Annotated in this window: 11 protein-coding genes; 5 read left to right on the top strand and 6 right to left on the bottom strand. The window is 71.0% G+C overall.

Annotated features, from left to right (window positions below; genetic code table 11):
* Positions 1 to 48: 48 nt before the first annotated feature.
* Both D7X74_RS28000 and D7X74_RS27995 read left to right on the top strand, forming a co-directional pair.
* On the top strand, positions 49 to 1,851 hold the full coding sequence (locus D7X74_RS28000) for an AAA family ATPase (RefSeq protein WP_233602290.1): 1,803 nt from the start codon (positions 49 to 51) through the stop codon (positions 1,849 to 1,851).
* A gap of 80 nt (positions 1,852 to 1,931) precedes the next feature.
* Positions 1,932 to 2,768 carry a Rossmann-like and DUF2520 domain-containing protein gene (locus D7X74_RS27995; protein ID WP_120536064.1) on the top strand — a complete coding sequence of 279 codons (837 nt, stop codon included), beginning with the start codon at positions 1,932 to 1,934 and terminating at the stop codon, positions 2,766 to 2,768.
* Between the two features lie 92 nt (positions 2,769 to 2,860).
* On the opposite strand, the gene D7X74_RS27990 is transcribed toward D7X74_RS27995, so the two are convergent.
* On the bottom strand, positions 2,861 to 4,183 hold the full coding sequence (locus D7X74_RS27990; RefSeq protein ID WP_120536063.1) for a hypothetical protein: 1,323 nt from the start codon (positions 4,181 to 4,183) through the stop codon (positions 2,861 to 2,863).
* 89 nt (positions 4,184 to 4,272) lie between these two features.
* Here D7X74_RS27990 and D7X74_RS27985 point away from each other — a divergent pair, with 89 nt between their 5' ends.
* Complete coding sequence (locus tag D7X74_RS27985; protein ID WP_120536062.1) at positions 4,273 to 7,458, top strand: hypothetical protein; 3,186 nt, start codon at positions 4,273 to 4,275, stop codon at positions 7,456 to 7,458.
* 1 nt (position 7,459) lies between these two features.
* On the opposite strand, the gene nadD is transcribed toward D7X74_RS27985, so the two are convergent.
* The 5 genes from nadD to D7X74_RS27960 all read right to left on the bottom strand — a co-directional run bounded on the left by nadD (position 7,460) and on the right by D7X74_RS27960 (position 12,206).
* Complete coding sequence (nadD, locus tag D7X74_RS27980) at positions 7,460 to 8,032, bottom strand: nicotinate (nicotinamide) nucleotide adenylyltransferase (protein WP_233595794.1); 573 nt, start codon at positions 8,030 to 8,032, stop codon at positions 7,460 to 7,462.
* Positions 8,033 to 8,042: 10 nt separating this feature from the next.
* Positions 8,043 to 8,717 (bottom strand): hypothetical protein, encoded by a 675-nt coding sequence (locus D7X74_RS27975; protein WP_120536060.1) that lies wholly within the window; start codon positions 8,715 to 8,717, stop codon positions 8,043 to 8,045.
* Positions 8,718 to 8,724: 7 nt separating this feature from the next.
* The gene (locus tag D7X74_RS27970; RefSeq protein WP_120536065.1) at positions 8,725 to 9,915 is read right to left on the bottom strand and encodes an exo-beta-N-acetylmuramidase NamZ domain-containing protein; all 1,191 of its coding nucleotides are present in this window, start codon (positions 9,913 to 9,915) and stop codon (positions 8,725 to 8,727) included.
* 47 nt (positions 9,916 to 9,962) lie between these two features.
* Positions 9,963 to 11,390 carry an adenylate/guanylate cyclase domain-containing protein gene (locus D7X74_RS27965; RefSeq protein ID WP_120536059.1) on the bottom strand — a complete coding sequence of 476 codons (1,428 nt, stop codon included), beginning with the start codon at positions 11,388 to 11,390 and terminating at the stop codon, positions 9,963 to 9,965.
* Positions 11,391 to 11,468: 78 nt separating this feature from the next.
* Positions 11,469 to 12,206, bottom strand: a complete 738-nt coding sequence (locus tag D7X74_RS27960) for a hypothetical protein (RefSeq protein WP_120536058.1) — start codon at positions 12,204 to 12,206, stop codon at positions 11,469 to 11,471.
* A 75-nt stretch (positions 12,207 to 12,281) separates the two neighbouring features.
* Between D7X74_RS27960 and D7X74_RS27955 the strand changes: the two genes are divergently transcribed.
* Both D7X74_RS27955 and D7X74_RS27950 read left to right on the top strand, forming a co-directional pair.
* Positions 12,282 to 14,687: an endonuclease MutS2 gene (locus D7X74_RS27955; RefSeq protein WP_120536057.1), complete on the top strand. Its 2,406-nt coding sequence runs from the start codon at positions 12,282 to 12,284 to the stop codon at positions 14,685 to 14,687.
* Between the two features lie 118 nt (positions 14,688 to 14,805).
* Positions 14,806 to 16,613: putative metal-binding motif-containing protein (locus D7X74_RS27950; RefSeq protein WP_120536056.1), on the top strand; the 1,808-nt coding region annotated here is incomplete at its 3' end.

Raw genomic sequence — 16,613 nt, 5'->3', positions numbered from 1 at the left:
AGAAGTGTATAAGAGACAGGTCCGACTCCGCCGGCCCCCGCCGCGCAGGTGAAGGGCGGCACGCTGGTGCTGGATGCGAAGGCGTTCCCGATGCTCACCTCCATGGGCCGCAACCTGAGCCAGGCGGCGCGCGAGGGGAAGCTGGACCCGGTGGTGGGCCGCGCGCGGGAGGTCGAGGAGGTCATCGACATCCTGGGCAAGCGCCGCACGAACAACCCGTGCCTGCTGGGCGAGCCCGGCGTGGGCAAGACGGCGGTGGTGGAGGGCGTGGCGCAGCGCCTGCTGGGCCTCAGGGGCACGCTGGCGGAGAAGATCCTCGTCGAGCTGGACATGGCCACGCTGGTCGCGGGCACGCAGCTGCGCGGCTCGTTCTCCGAGAAGCTCAACGCGCTGAAGGAGGAGGTGCGGCGGGCCGAGGGGCGCGTGGTGGTGTTCATCGACGAGATCCACACGCTGGTGGGCGCGGGCTCCACGGGCGAGGGCCCGCAGGACGCGGCCAACGAGCTGAAGACGGCGATGGCGCGCGGCGAGTTCCCCTGCATCGGCGCGACGACGCACGACGAGTACCGCAAGTTCATCGCGGCGGACCCGGCGCTGGAGCGGCGCTTCACGTCGGTGACGGTGAACGAGCCGTCGGTGCCGGAGACGGTGGAGATCCTCAAGGGCATCATCGGGCGGTACGAGGAGCACCACGCGCTGCGCTACCTGCCGGAGGCGCTGGAGGCGGCCGCGTCGTTGGCGAGCCGCTACGTGACGGACCGGTTCATGCCGGACAAGGCCATCAGCGTGGTGGACCTGGCAGGCAGCCGCTGCCACCGCGAGGGCAAGCACCGGGTGGACGCGGCGGACGTGGCGCGGGTGGTGGCGAAGCTGGCGGGGGTGCCGGAAGAGCGCCTGCTGATGAACGACTCGGCGCGCCTGCTGCGGCTGGAGGACGACCTGTCGCAGCGCGTGATTGGCCACGCCGAGGCGGTGGGCCGCATCGCGCGGGTCATCCGGCGCAACTACGCGGGCTTCGCGTCGCGCCGTCCCATGGGCAGCTTCCTCTTCCTGGGCCCCACGGGCGTGGGCAAGACGGAGATGGCGCGGGCGCTGGCGGAGGTGCTGTTCGGCAACCGGGACGCGCTGGTGCGCCTGGACATGAGCGAGATGTCCGAGTCCCACGGCGTGTCGCGCCTCATCGGTTCGCCCGCGGGCTACGTGGGCTTCGGTGAGGGTGGGCAGCTCACGGAGCCGGTGCGCCGCCGGCCGTCGTCGGTGGTGGTGCTGGATGAGATTGAGAAGGCGCACCGCGAGGTGCAGATGCTGCTGCTCCAGGTGCTGGAGGAGGGCCGGCTGACGGACGGCAAGGGCCGCCACATCGACTTCTCGAACACGGTCATCGTGATGACGACGAACCTGGGCGCGGATGCGTTCTCGCGCACGGGCCGGGCGGTGGGCTTCGGCGCGGCGGATGCGGCGGCGGGGAACGCGCTGGACCTGGCGTCGGACACGGCGCGCAAGGCGCTGCCCCCGGAGTTGTGGAACCGCATCGATGAGCGGCTGCCGTTCCGTCCGCTGGTGGAGCTGGAGGTGGCGAAGATCGCCACGCTCATCCTGGCGGAGAGCAGCAAGCGGCTCGCGATGGAGCGCGGCATCGTCTACACGGCGGGCGCGGACGTGGTGGGCCACCTGCTCAAGTCGGGCGGCTTCGATCCGCTGCTCGGCGCGCGGCCGATGCGTCAGGTGGTGCAGCGGCTGGTGGAAGGCCCGCTGGCGGAGCGCATCCTCTCCGGTGAGTTCGGAGCGGGAGACCGCGTGCGCGTGGCGGTGCAGGCCGGACAGCTCCTGTTCGCCCGGGATGCCGCCTGACGGCGAAACGGCGAGCCCGGCAGGGACGCGCGGGTGATGGGGCGGATGCGTCCGCTCCGGCTCGCGCGGGACGCTCCACCGTGAAGGCGAAGCGAGTCCCCGTGGTCATCGTCGGTGCCGGGCGGCTGGGTGGAGCCCTCGCACTGGCGCTCCAGGCGAAGCGGTGGCCCGTGCGTGTGTATTCGCGCGACGACGCGGGCCGCGAGCGCACCCGGGCCCTGGGCCTGAAGCCCGCGACCCCCACGGACTTGAAGAAGGCCCGCGTCTGCGTGCTCTGCGTTCCGGACGCGGCCGTGCCCACCGTGTCACAGGCACTGTCGAAGGAATTGCCGCGCACGGTGGCGCTGGTGCACACCGCGGGGGCACTGCCGCTCTCCGCGCTGACGACGCAGCCGGGCCGGACGGTGGGTTCGTTCCATCCCCTCTGCGCCGTGTCCTCCGCGCGCGATTCACTGGCGGGCCATACGGCCGCCATCAGCACGCGCTCCCCTGCCCTTCGCGCGGTGCTCCAGCGCATGGCGGAGGACGTGGGCTTCGCGGTGTTCGACGTGCCGGAGGCACACAGGGCCGCCTACCACGCGGGCGCGGTGCTGAGCGCCGGTGGACTCGTGGCCCTGGCGGACGCGGCGGTGGGCGCGCTGGGCGCCGCGGGCATCGAACCCGAAGCCGCGCTCCAGGCCCTGCTGCCGCTGATGCGTTCCGCACTTCGGGGCGTGGAGGCGCGCGGACGCTCGGGAGGGCTCACGGGCCCCATCGTCCGGGGAGACGCGGGCGTCGTCGCGGCGCACCTCGCGGCGCTGCCCGGGGACATCGCTCCGCTCTACGCGCAGCTCTCACGGCGGGCGCTGCGGCTGGCTTCGGACCGGCTGCGCCCGGAAGTCCGCACCGCGCTGGAAGACGTGCTCGCGAAGAAGTGAAGCAGCCCCGCTCCAGGCCCTGCACGGACCAGAGCGGTGGCACTTCATGGCGCGCGTTCGGGCTCTCCCCGGACGCGCGCCCCACCCACGAACTACGTGAGGATGATGCGCGAGCCCTGGAGGGCGCGACGCACGATGGCCAGGGCCTGCTCGGACGCGGCCTCGGCCTCGGTGAGGCGGCGCAGGCAGACGTCGCCGGACACCGTCACGGAGCGCTTCAGGTCCGCCAGCAGCGTGAGCGCCGCCTGGAGCATCTCCTTGCCCTGCGGGGACTCCGCGGCCGGCTGGCCCGCGGCCTTGGACACGTGCGCCGTGAAGCGCTGCACCGCGTCCATCGTCGCGTTCGGATCGTACTTGTCCAGCAGCGGCTTCAGCCGGTCCGGGTTGATCCGGATGAGGCGCAGCGCGCCGACCTTCTGGAAGGCCGGGTGCACCAGGCCAATCTCCGACATCTCGAACGCGCCCAGCAGGCCCTCGTCCGGCGCGCGGTGCGCGTGCGGCACCACGTCCACGAAGAGCGCCAGCGGATCCGCGCCCTGCTTGAACGCCGCCAGCTCATCCTCATCCAGCGGCGGGAAGCTCGCGGGCGTGCCGATGAAGAGCAGCGGCAACACCACGTCGTGCCAGAACTCCTCCGGCGCGGACCCCGTGCCACCCACCGTGGCCACCAGGTGCGTCATCAGCTCCGCGAGCCGGGGGGCGCGCTCGGCCTGATCCGCCAGCGTCTTGCCCACTTCCATCCGCTGCAGCGACGTGACGATCTGCCCCTCGAACTGCTGGCGCGCTTCCGGCGGCAGCGGCGGCTGGGTGCGGCCCAGCGCGTCACGCACGTCGCGCGCGAGCACGTCCGTCTTCGTCTCCAGCGTCTGCTTCGCCTTGGCCGAGTCCACCACGATGAACTGGAGGAAGCCCGGATCGAACAGGCGCTGGTAGTCCTGGGGCGCCAGCTGCTGCGGCTGCGCGCCCAGGGGCTGCGCGGGGTTCGCGCCAAAGCGCACCTGCCCCAGCGAACGGCGGATGTCGCTGGCCAGGTCGTCCAGGCGCGTCAACTTGCCCTGCGCCAGCGCGTCCATCACCGCCCCGAACGGGGACAGCATGATGATGGCCTGGGGGAAGCCCAGCGACGCGCCCTCGGGGGAGTCGCGGTTGGGGAACCAGAAGGCCTGGTGCTCGGAGATGAGGCGAATCGCGAAGCCGCCCGCGAGGCCCAGCGCCGCGGCCTGGTGCTCCGGCCGGTTCGGGTCGAACTTGCCGCCCAGGAGCTGGATGACCGACTTCTCCACGTCCGCCCACGGCGCCTTCACCAGATCGACAGGCTTGCCGTCGGCCTTCTCCAGCGCCGCGGTGAGCTGGAGCTGCGCGTTGTGGACATGCTGCGGAACGGGGAGCGCCTGAGGCTCGGCGGGTTCGGACATGAGAGGGTTCCTGTGAGAGAAGCGACCGCGATCCCTTACCGTGAAAAACGCGTTCGTGGCCACGATTTGTGGCCGCTAGGATGCCCGCCATGTCAGCTTCCAGCGGGTCTGCCCGCCAGCCCGCCCTTCTCGCCTGCCTTCTCCTGCTGACATCCGGGTGTGCTTTCGTCGCACCCCGCTTCCCGCAGAACGTCCAGGCGTCGTTCGCCCGGGACGACATGCACAAGCTGACCACGCGGTCGCTGGAGCTGTACTACCCGGCCCACCTGCGTCCCACGGCCCTGCGCGTCGCGGCCCGGATGGAGGGCTGCGTGGACCGCCTGCGCGCGGACGCGTGGAGCAAGGCCGAGCGCAAGCGGGTCCTCGTCTACCTGACGAGCGCGGACTTCAACAACGCCTACGTCCAGTCGGAGTTCGCCAGCACGCCGCAGCAGATGGTGCTACCGCAGCACATGACGCTGGAGCAGTTCAACCTGTTGGGGCTGGGTGAGACGGACATTGGCGACGTGGCGTGTCACGAGTCCGTCCACTACGTGCAGATGCAGCAGGTGGGCGGCCTCTGGAACCTGCTCAACACCCTGAGCGGTGGCCTCTTCCAGCCCAACATCTTCACCGAGTCCTGGTTCCTGGAGGGCCTGGCCACCTACTACGAGGGACGGCTGGGCAAGGAAACAGGCCGCCCCTACAGCCCCGTGTGGCGCGGCTGGTGGGAGGGCGCGGTGCAGGCCCGGCGCGGGGAGCTCAACGCGGGCTACCTGTCCCCCGAAAATCGGGCGCTGGAGCCGTTCGGCGGCAACTACCTGAGCGGGATGCACTTCGTGGAGTACCTGGCCCGCACGTACGGCGAGAAGCGCCTGTGGAAGCTGGTGGAGGAACAGGGCAACTCCATCGTCCCGCCCATCGCCGTGACGCTGCGGTTCAAGCGCGTGTACGGCAAGGACATCGGCTCGCTGTTCAGCGAGTACGAGCAGAGCCTCCAGAAGAACCTCCAGGTGCGCGAGCGCCCCGCCACGCAGCAGGTGGTGGTCCAGGACGCGGGCTACTTCTCCCGGCTCGCCGCGAACCCGCGCGACGGCACCACGGCGCTCCTGAGCGTGGGCCGTGAGCAGATCACCCACCTCACCGTGCGCGAGCGCGACGGCCGCGAGCGCTTCAGCCGGGCGCTGGTGCAACTGCTCCCGGGGCGCAGGTGGGTGCTGGCCAGCCCGTCGCTCGCCAGCGGCATGACCTTCAGCCGCGACGGCGCCTGGCTGTACCTGGTCGGCGCGGACGTGGACGCGGTGGGCAGCTACACGGCGAAGCTGTGGCGCGTCGATGCGCGCACGGGCGACATCGTGAGGCTGTGGGACGGACTGGAGGGCATGGGCGGAGACATCAGCGAGGACGGCAAAAGCTACGTGTTCGTGCAGGTGCGCGGCGACGCGGCGAACCTCGTGCGGCTGGACCTGGAGTCGGGTCGGCAGGAGCGGCTGACGGACTTCCAGGCGCATACGGCGCTGGGCCCGCCCGCGACGTCTCCGGAGGGACAGCGCCAGGTGTTCCCCATGTCCGGCAAGGAGGGTTGGGATCTGGTGCTGCGCGAACCGGACGGCTCCCTGCGCTGGCTCACGCGCGACGGGCTCTTCAACTATTCGCCCCGGTGGCTGGACGCGGATCACCTCGCCTTCCTGCGCGAGCACGAGGGCCGGCTCCAGGTCCACGTGATGACCGTCTCCACCCGGCGCATCGCCCGCGTCACCGACGCGCCCCACCTGACGATGGACGTGGCGCCCGAGGGGGAGGACTCGGTCGTCTTCATCAACCGCGACGGCACGAACCTCACCGTCGACCGCGCGCCCCTCACCCAGGCCCTGGCCGAGCTGCGCACGGCGTCCACGCCCGTGGCCGAGGCGAACACCGCGCCCGGCGACGCGAATGCAGCGCCCCCTTCGACCGTTTCCCCCACCCCGTCGGGACTCGCGGGCGCACCGAACGCGCCCCCTCCGCCGTCAGGCACCCCCACCTCGGAGGCGTCGGAAGGCTTCGCGGACTTCCCCGGCCAAGGCACGGAGGGTGCCCTTCCCACCTCACCGGAAGCAGTCGCGCAGGTGCCCGCCGAAACGTCCGTGGCACCGCCGCTGACGTCCGACCCCGACAGCGACCTGGATGGGCCGGTGGTGCCGCCAGCTGTCGTGGGCCGCGACGTGGACGTGCTGTCGGACCAGCCCTACTCCACGCTGGAGGGCTTCCTCGTCCCGAACTACCGGCTGCCGTACTTCTACACCGTGCCCAACGACATCGACGGGGAGGACCCGTACCTCGCGGTCGGTCTGGCGTTGGCGGGTCAGGACCGGCTGGGCTTCCACGCGTATTCGCTGCTGCTGACGTACGACACGAAGGTGGAGCAACCCGGCGTGACGTTCGCGTACGGCAACGCGCAGTTGTCGCCCATCTACCTCCAGGTCTCCGCGTCGCGCATCCGCGAAACCAACCGCACCGACCTGCAGGCCACGGCGTTCGCGTCGCGCACGTTCTGGACGACGCCGGTGCAGTTCGGCGTGCTCGCGTTGGATCGCCGCTTCGACGCCACCGACCGCCGTCCCCAGCTCATCACGCGCCTCATCGGGCCGGAGGTCGCCGCGTCCTACTTCGCGGGCGAGGGCACGTCCTACGGCGGCACGCAGCGTGGCCTGGGGCTGTCGCTCAGCGGTGCTGTCTACCCCAAGGCCTTCGCGCGCGACTCCACCGTGGGCGACGTGCGCCTGGGCGTGGAGGGCTTCACGGGCGGCCTGCCCTTCACCGGCAAGGACAACTTCCAGCTCTCCGCCGTGGGCCGCTACCTGCCCGGCGCGCCCGACGGGCTGCTGGAGGTGGGTGGCATCCTCCCGGGCCAGGCCTTCTTCACCAGCCGTGACAGCACGGATGAAGGCTCGCTGCCGCTCCAGCTCCAGCCGGGCCTCGCGTTCAGCGAGTACCTGCGCGGCTACGAAGACCACACCTTCAGCGCACGCAACGTGCTCATCGGCACCGCGCGCTACCGCTACCGCGTCATCGTCGACTACGGCTGGGCCTCCACGCTGTGGGTGCTGCCGTCCCTCTTCGTCAGCCAGTTCGAACTGGAGGGCTTCGGGACCCTGGCGCGCACGGACAACCGGAACAACCACGGGGCGGTGGGCGGCTCCGCCACGCTGCGGCTCAGCGTGGGGCAGGCCTACGCCATCTCGTTCTTCTACCAGTACGCACGCCGCTTCAACGACGGCCTGGGCGACCTGCACCTCATCGGCGCGACCTTCTAGTTCACTCCGCCCGGACGCGCGGGATGGCCAGCCCGAACAGGCCCGCCTCGCGCGCCACCTTCAGCACCCCCGCCGGCACCAGCTCCGACGGCTCCATGCCGCGCGCCAGTTGCTCGCGAACCTGCGTGGAGGACACCTCCGCCAGGGGCGGCCCCACCGTGTTCGGCGCCGGATAGCCCGCGCGGTAGAGCACCAGCACGCGCGCCATCTGCTGGATGCGGTCGAAGTCCTTCCAGTGCGGAAGGTCCCGCAGGATGTCGCTGCCGATGATGAGCGAGAACTGGATGTCCGGGTGGCGCTCCACCAGGAACGCCAGCGTGTCCACCGTGCGACCGCCGCCGCCCACCTCGCGCTCCACCTGGCTCGTCTGGAGCCAACCGGAGGTCTCCTGACAGAGCGCGTCGCACATGCGCACGCGCTGCTCGAAGGACTCCAACTGCTTGCCGAACGGATGGTGGAACGAGGGCATCAACCAGACGGCATCCACGCCCTGCGTCGCATGCACGTAGGTGGCCGCCATCAGGTGGCCCACGTGCGGCGGGTTGAACGAGCCTCCAAGCAGCGCGACCTTCACGGCGGGCCTCTTACTTGACGGTGAGCTTCGTCGAACGCGAGTCGACCTGGAGCACCTGCGGCGGCAGCACCAGGTGCCCATCCAGACGGAACGCGGAGAAGCTCAGGTTGCGCTCCGCCTTCTCCAACAGGCCGCACGTCTGTTCCGCCGCGCCCACCAGCCGGCCCGGCGTCACGAAGTAGCGCGGGCCAATCTGCACCACCTTCGGCTCCGGCTCCTTGCCGTGGATGAACACCAGCGCGTTGAGCAAGTCGTCCCGCACCAGGTCGTTCTTGTCGTGCACCACGCAGCAGAGCGTGTCCCCCACCAGGTCCATGGCCTTGTTGGGCACGTTGGGGTCCCGGTACGCCAGCGACTCGCGCTCCGGCACGCGCACGAAGCGCTCCATCACCAGCCGCCGGTCGTCCTCCGACGCCACGTCCGCGGGCGCCGCGCCGTACGCGGGCGTGCGCGGCTTGCCCTCCTGGGGCGCCACCAGCCACTGCGTCACGTCCGCCAGGAAGTCGGAGTCGGAGTACTCGCGCCCGCCCCGGCTCTTCTGGCGGCGCCACAGCACCCACTCATCCAGGTCCGTGTAGCGCGCGCCGGTGAAGAGGAAGCGCCGGGCGCCCTTGGCCCGCAGCAGCTCATAGGCCGCGTCGAAGGCACCCAGGTCGCCATGCGTATCGGAGAGGACGCCAATCACGGGGAGGTCACCGCCCCACAGCGTACAGCAGGGCGGGCTCCCGGTGCTTCCGGAAGGCCTCCGTCTGGAGCGCGAAGCCCTCCAGCATCCGGTCCAGGCTCCACCCTTCCTCGATGCCACGACGCACCTGGTCGGTGCCGCACAAGAGGTCGAACGCGGGCACGTCCTCCACGAACTCGTACGCGTCCGCCCGCCAGTCGAAGTGCTGGGGACCGATGTCGTGCAGAGCCTGGAAGATGGCGATGCCCGTGCGCAGCGGCTGGAAGGCTTTCCGGTCCGTGACGTGGATGAACGCCCCGCTGCACGACTCGCCCTTGTACTTGTCGAACGTGGGGGTGAAGCCCACCGGCCGGAAGGCCACGCCCGGCAGGCGCTCCTGGTCCAGCCGCGCGAGCAGCGCGTCGGTGTCCACCCACGGCGCGCCGAACTGTTCGAACGGGCGGCAGGTGCCGCGCCCCTCGGACACGTTGGTGCCTTCACCCAGGCACATGCCCGGGTACACGAGCGCGGTGTCCGCGGTGGGCATGTTGGGCGACGGCGGCAGGAACGGCAGCCCCGTGTCGCTCCAGTGCATGTCGCGCGTCCAGCCCTCGCACTGCACCACCGTGAGGTCGCAGCCGAAGTCCTCCTGCGAGTTGAACAGCCGCGCCAGCTCCCCCGCCGTCATGCCGTGGCGGTTGGGCAGCGCGTACAGGCCCACGAAGGAGCGGAAGCGGTCCCCCACGAGGTTGCCTTCCAGCGTCACCCCGTCCAGCGGGTTGGGCCGGTCCAAGACGTAGAAGGGCACGCGCGCGTGGGCGGCGGCCTTCATGGCCAGCGCCATGGTGTAGACGTAGGTGTAGTAGCGGCTGCCCACGTCCTGGATGTCGAACACCAGCGCGTCCAGGCCCTTGAGCCACTCCGGCCGCGGCGACAGCGATTCGAAGGTGGAGCCATAGAGGCTGTACACGGGCACGCCGGTGCGCCGGTCGCGCGCCTCGTCCACGGCCACCATGTACTGGGCCTCGCCGCGGATGCCGTGCTCCGGGCCGAAGAGCGCCGCAAGCGTCACGCCCTCCGTGCCGGCCAGCAGGTCCGCCAGGTGGCGGAAGCGCGAGTCCACGCTGGTGGGGTTGACGATGGCGCCCACGCGCTTGCCCTTGAGCGCGGAGAAGCCCTGCGCGGCCCACACATCCAGTCCCGTCTTCACCTTCGTCACGGTCATCGCCTCGTCCCGTCGCACGCGCGTCGCGTGATCGCGGGAGGTCAGTTGGCGTCCAGGCGCTTGAGCGCGCCTTCAGCGGCCTTCTTCGAATCGCAGTTGGAGCGCAGGAAGCCCCCGGAGCGGCCGTCATCGTCCCCGCCGTTCTCGGCCAGGCTCTCCAACGTGCTTCGCGCATCCTTGAGCTTCAGGTCCGCCGCCGCCCTCACCGCGGCGACGCGCGTCCAGCAGTTCTCATGCTCCAGCAGGTCGACGATGCGCGACACGGCGTCGTCACTGCCCTTCTTCGCCGCCTGGCCGTACTCGCCCAGCGCGCCCGACACGTCGCCCTGGGCCTCCGACAGACGGCCCGTCAAGAACAGGCGCCGGGCCGGATCCTTCTCCGCGTCGATGTACTTCTGCGCCTCGTTGGAGCGCCGGGTCTTCTCCATCCCCGCCGTGCCTTCCACCGCGTGGATGGCGCGCAGGGGTGCCCCCCGGATCCACAGCAGCCCCACGACGCCCAGCAGCAGCACGCCCACCGCCGCCGCCACCATCAGCCACTTCCTGCGCTGTTCGGGCGCCATGCGCGCATGCGCCTCGAGCCCACGGGCCCAGAGGGCGCTGCCCGCCGAGTGCGCCTGACGTCCCAGCACCGTGGCCTTCTGGCCCACCACCACCGCGCCCACCGCCGCCCGCTGCCCCAGCACCACCGCGCCACCGGCCGCGCGCTGGCCCAGCACCACCGCGCCGCTCGCCGCCTTCTGGCCCAGCACCACCGCGCCGCCGGCCGCGCGCTGGCCCAACTGCGCCGCGCCCTGTCCGAATTGCGCCGCGCCCTCCGCCGCCCGCTGCCCCAGGGCGCTCAGGTCCATGCCCTCCTCGGACACGCGCGACAGGGCCAGGTTGCCGAACGGCGGCAGCGAGGACGCCTCCGCTTCCGACACCACCAGTCCCGGCGACGGCGCCTCCACCCGGTACGGCGCGCGCGGCACGCGGAAGACGCGGATCTTCCCGGGGATGCCCTTCAGCTCGAAGGAGCCCACCTCCTGCGACGGCACCTCCGCCTTGTTCATGGCCAGGTAGACGGCCTCCGTGAAGAAGACCTCATCCGCGTCGGTGATGCCCTCCACGCGGGCGGCGATGTTCACCGGCTCGCCGAAGATGTCATTGGCCTCCACCCGCACCTCGCCCACGTTGACGGCGACGCGCACGTGGAGCTGGTCATCCGCCGGGAGCAGGCGGTTGTGGTGCCAGAGCTGATCCTGGATGGCGATGCCACTCAGGACGGCCTGGGTGGGGGATTCGAAGGTGACGAGGAACGCGTCGCCAATGGTTTTGATGATGCGTCCACCGAACGCCTTGAACAGCGGCGCGAGCAACGCCTCATGCACCTGGAGCAACCGCTGATTCTCTTCCAGCGTCTGCCGACTGGTGCGTTCGGTGAAGCCCTTGATGTCGGTGAAGACGATGGCGAGGTTGGCGGTCTTCAAGGCGGGCGCAGTGTATGCAGCGCGTCGCGCGAAGCAATCGCCACGGCCAGGACCTCCAAAGAGCGACCGGCCGGATTGTCAGCGCTTCGATGGTTTGAGCACACGCATGGATCGCTTCTCCGGGGCCGTGAGCTGCGCCCTCACCTTCGCGGCGAGCTGGGGCCTGGCCGTCCGGTCGTAGAAGGCAGCCAGCGTGCGAAGGACGCCCGGGTTGGTCGGCTGGGCGTCCCGCGCGGCCAGGAACTCCCGCTCCGCGTCCAGCGCCCGCCCCTGCTTCTCCAGCACCGCCGCCAGTTGCAGGCGCACCTGCACCCACGCGGGCTTGGACTTGGACAGGGGCCGGTAGTGCAGCTCCGCCTTGAGCCAGTCCCCCACCTGGGCCCAGAGGCCCGCCAGCCGGAAGCGCGCGTCGTCATAGGACGGGCGCAGGCCCACCGCCTTCTCATAGGCGCGGATGGCGTCGAAGGGGGCGCTGCGCTCCTCCAGGAGTTGTCCCCGCAGGAAATGGACCCGGGGGTTGTCCGGGGCTTCCCCCAGGGCCGCATCCAGGTGCGCCTGGGCCCGGTCCAGCTCCGGGGCGCTCCCTGCCTTGAGCAGCAGCCGCGCGGCCTCCAACCGGGGAAGCTCCCACCGGGGCTGGGCGAGCACCAGCCGCTCCAGGGCGGCCAGGGCCCCCGCGTCGTTCCCGGCCGTCTCCAGGGCCAGGGCGTCCGCCAGCGGGTTGGGAGCCGCCGGGGCCACCTGGGCTGTCAGGACCGGAGAGGCCGGTGCGTCGGAGGCGCCCGTCAGCAACGCCGCCACGAGAACCCACATCATGCCCGGCAGATAGCAGAGCCAGGCGGGCCACCTCAACACTTCCCCTTGACGGACACCCGGCCGCGCATGAAACCCATGACCGTGCAGATCTCCCAAAGAACGCTGGAAGACCTTGGTTTCTCCGAAGTGCTCCGTGCGCTGACGGAGCGCTGTCGAACGGAGCCAGGAAGGGAGCGGGTGCTTGCCCGCCCGTTCCACGACACCGAGGCGGAAGTCACCGAAGCGCTGGCCCTGGTGGAAGAGGCCCGCTTCCTGTCACAGCAGCAGTTCTCCCTGCCCCTGGGCGGCGTGACGGACCTGCGCACCGCCGTGGGCCACGCGGAGAAGGGCGGCATCCTGGAGCCCCGCCAGCTCATCGACGCGGCCCAGCTGCTCTTCGCCTTCGCCAGGACGCGGGAGGCGCTGGACGAGCGCCGCGAGAAGGTCCCCCGGCTGGTGGAAATCTCCCGGCGCCTGCCCTTCCTGGAGGCGATGGCGCGCCGCCTGGACCAGTGTTTTGAACCGGACGGTGAGATCTCCGACCGCGCCAGTCCGGAGCTGAAGGAAGCCCGAGACCGGGCGCGCGGCCTGCACCGGCGCATCAAGACGCGGCTGGACGAATTGCTCCACGACGAGTCGTTCATCCCCAAGCTGCGGGAGAACTACTACACGCTGCGCAACGGGCGTTACGTGGTGCCGGTGGTGTCCAACTACCGCTCGGAGGTGGACGGCATCGTCCACAACGCCAGCCAGACGGGGCAGACGCTCTTCATGGAGCCGCAGGCGATGGTGGGCCTGGGCAACGACCTGGCCATCGCGCAGTCGGAGGTGTCGGAGGAGGAGCGCCGGGTGCTCCAGGAGCTGAGCCAGCTGGTGGGCCGTGAGTCCACGCGCATCCTGGAGGGCCTGGAGGCGGTGGCGGAGCTGGACGAGGTGGAGGCCATCGCCATCCTCTCCGCGGATCTGGACGCCACGACGCCCACCTTCGTGGACGTCACGGAGCTGCAGCTTCGCGGGCTGCGCCACCCGCGCCTCGTGCTCAAGGGCACGGAGGTGGTGTCCAACGACGTGGCGCTGACGGGTGGCGCGCGGGCGCTGGTGGTGTCCGGCCCCAACGCGGGCGGCAAGACGGTGACGCTGACGGGCGTGGGGCTGTGCGCGCTGATGCTGCGCGCGGGTTTGCCCGTGCCGGTGGCGGAAGGTTCGCGGATGCCGCTGTACCGCTCCGTGCACTCCACCGTGGGCGACGCGCAGGACCTGACGCAGGGCCTGTCCACGTTCAGCGCCCACGTCACCCTGCTGCGCGACATCCTGGCGGTGGTGGGCCAGGACTCGCTGGTGCTCATCGACGAGATCGCGGCGGACACGGATCCGCGCGAGGGCGCGGCCATCGCCATCGCGGTGCTGGAGGAGCTGCTGGGCAAGGGCGCGTATGCGCTCGTCACCACGCACCTGGAGGAGCTCAAGGCGCTGGCGCACATGGATCCGCGCTTCCTCAACGCGCGCGTGGGCTTCGACTCCAAGCGGATGGCGCCCACGTACCGGTTGCAGATGGGCGCGGCGGGCCAGTCGTCCGCCATCGACATGGCGGCGCGCGTGGGCCTGCCCTCGAACGTGTGCGAGCGCGCGCGGGAGCTGTCGCTCAACGCGGGCGGACCGCTCACCAAGGCGCTGGCGGCGGCCGAGGATGAACGGCGCAAGCTCTACGAGGAGCTGGAGAAGGCACGCATCGCGGCGAAGGAGGCGGAGGCGCTGCGCGCGGACCTGGAGAAGCAGAAGGTCGCCTTCGAGCGCGAGCGCAAGGGCCGGATGATGCAGTTCAACGAGGACGTGCACTCGGCCAGCGAGCACGCCGCCCAGGAGGTGCGCGACCTCTTGACGAAGCTGCGCTCCGAGCAGAACGAGAAGGCGCTCTCCGAGGCGCGCATGCAGTTGCAGCAGCGCGCGGACGAGGCACTGAAGCGCGCGGCGGCGGCCAAGGCGGAGCTGTTCCAGGTGGAGGCGCCGGGCCCCGCGAACCTCAAGGTGGGCGCGTGGGTGCACCACTCCGGCCTGGGCCGGGACGTGGAGATCCTGGAGCTGACGGACGGGCAGGCGGTGGTGTCCGCGGGCGGCGCGCTGAAGATGCGCGTGCCGACGACGGAGCTGTCCGGCCCTCGCGGACGCAAGCCCCAGCAGACGAAGTTCCCGGAGCGCCAGAAGGGAGACGCGGCCCTCAAGCGCGCGGCCTCCGCGGCGCCCGCGCAGGTGGATGCCACGAACTTCCGCTGCGACGTGCGCGGCATGCGCGCCGACGACGCGCTGTCGGAGCTGGAGCGGTTCCTGGACCAGGGCCTGCGCCGGGGCGAGGAGGCCGCGTTGATCATCCACGGCCACGGCACCGGGGCCCTCAAGCAGACCATCCGCGACCACCTGGCCGCGTCGCCCTACATCCGCATGTTCCGCCCCGGAGAAGGCCATGAGGGCGGAGATGGCGTGACCGTGGTCGCACTGCGCGGCTGACGGACGTACCTCGGGGAGTCGGGGTCCACCGGGCCCCGCTCCCTGTCGTCAGTCCCGTCCACCCTACCCTCCGGGACGGCATTCGGAGTGTGACGGTGTGTTGGGTAGAGTACGAGCCATGTATCGGCTCTGCCTGCTGGGATGCGTGTTGTTGCTGGGCGCCTGTCGCGAGAAGGCCCCGGACGAGGGCGCGCTCCGCCTCACCGTGAAGTACAGCGCGTCCCATCCTCCGGCCTGCGTGCGCGTCGAAGTCCAGGATGCCCGGGGCCACAAGGAAGGGACGGACATCCCCAAGAGCCAGTTCCAGGAGCGCGACGAGCAGGAACTCCGGGTCGCGGTGCTCCGCAAGGCGGACTGGGAACAGGCGCTGAGCATCACGGTGTCCTCGTTCGACAAGGACGAAGCGGGCCGCTGTGCCGGCAACGAGGTGGAGCGGCGCGCCAGTGAGCAGCCCGTCCCCGTGCCACCGAAGAAGTTCTCCCAGTGGACCCTCCAGCTCATGGCGGCGGACGCGGACGGCGACGGCCATCTCGCGGGGGCCACGTGGGACCGGCTCGCCGACTGCAACGACAACGACGCGGCCTACCACCCCGGCGCGAAGGAGACGTGCGGCGGCACGGTGGACTTCAACTGCAACACGCTGACGGGGTGTCAGGAGCCGGGCTGCCGCGCCGAGGCCTGTGATGACGGCAACGCCTGCACCCAGGGCGACCACTGCGAGGGGGAAGGCAAGGCAGCCAGCTGCGTGTCCGGCACCCCCACCCAGTGTCAGCAGCCGGGCAATGTCTGCGCCGCGCGCATGGCGTGCCAGCCCACCACCGGCCTGTGCGAACCGGGCGCACTGCCGCAGGGGACGGTTTGCGACGATGGAAACCCGTGCACGCTCGGGGATGCGTGCAGCGCCGGCGCCTGCGCGGGCACCGAGCGCCAGTGTGCCGCGGGCAGCGACATCTGCCGGGAGAGCGGAGGCACCTGCAACCGGGACACGGGGCGCTGTGACTACAAGCCCCTGCCGGACACGGCGACCTGTGATGACGCGCTGGCGTGCACCACGCCCGACCGCTGCGATGGGAACGGAGCCTGTGTCGGCACACCCACGGCGTGCGCGGCCCCGGCCCAGTGTCTGCGGATCGCGCAGGTCTGCACCACGGGCGCGGACTGCCGCTACGAAGCGGATCCCGCGAAGCTCAACACACCGTGCACCGCTTCGACGGGCGCGCCGGGCGTGTGCCTGCCGACCGGTGCGTGCAGTCCGTTCCCCTACCCGACCTCCAACTTCGATCCGAACACCATCGCCGCGGCGGACATCCAGGGGCTCAAGACCACCGGCAACGTGACCTTCAACTCCGACACCCTGACGTGGAACCCGGCCGGCACCGTGCAGAACTCCGCCCAGCTCAAATACAAGATCCTCCCCCAGGGCACCGGCGTGACGGATGCGGTCCTGCTCCCCGTGGCGACCCTGGACCTGGGGGGCTCACTGACGCTCGTGGGCGCGCGCCCCGTCATCGTGGCCGTGTTCGGGGATGCCGTCGTGAACCAGCCCATCTTCGCCAATGGCACCACGACGGTGGCCGGAGCGGGCGCCCACCAGCAATGCGGCACCGCGACCGGAGCGAACGGGGAGTTCGCCAACCGGAAGGGCGGCGGCGGCGGTGGCGGTGGCAACGGCACCGTGGGCAAGAACGGCGGTCGCGGCTACGACGATGGTGGACTCCCGGGCGCGGCCGGCCTCACCCGAGCCTCGGCCATGGTCCCCCTGGTCGGGGGCTGCCCGGGTGGCGAGGGAGGTGGCCTGGGCGTCGCGATTCCAGGCAAGGGCGGAGCGGGAGGCGGCGCCTTCCAGCTTTCGGTCGCGCGCACCCTGACCGTGTCGAAGCGGATCACCGCCAGTGGCCGGGGCGGTGGCGGGGGGCAAGGCAACTC

It is taken from the genome of Corallococcus sp. CA047B (genome assembly GCF_003612065.1).
Classification (GTDB): Bacteria; Myxococcota; Myxococcia; order Myxococcales; family Myxococcaceae; genus Corallococcus; species Corallococcus praedator.
This window is presented reverse-complemented; position numbering and strand designations above follow the sequence as displayed.

What these genes read in the sequence shown, in the direction of transcription:
- D7X74_RS27955 (WP_120536057.1), top strand. Translation starts at nt 12,282, where the DNA reads ATGACCGTGCAGATCTCCCAAAGAACGCTGGAAGACCTTGGTTTCTCC.
- D7X74_RS27960 (WP_120536058.1), bottom strand. Translation starts at nt 12,206, where the DNA reads ATGATGTGGGTTCTCGTGGCGGCGTTGCTGACGGGCGCCTCCGACGCA.
- D7X74_RS27990 (WP_120536063.1), bottom strand. Translation starts at nt 4,183, where the DNA reads ATGTCCGAACCCGCCGAGCCTCAGGCGCTCCCCGTTCCGCAGCATGTC.
- D7X74_RS27985 (WP_120536062.1), top strand. Translation starts at nt 4,273, where the DNA reads ATGTCAGCTTCCAGCGGGTCTGCCCGCCAGCCCGCCCTTCTCGCCTGC.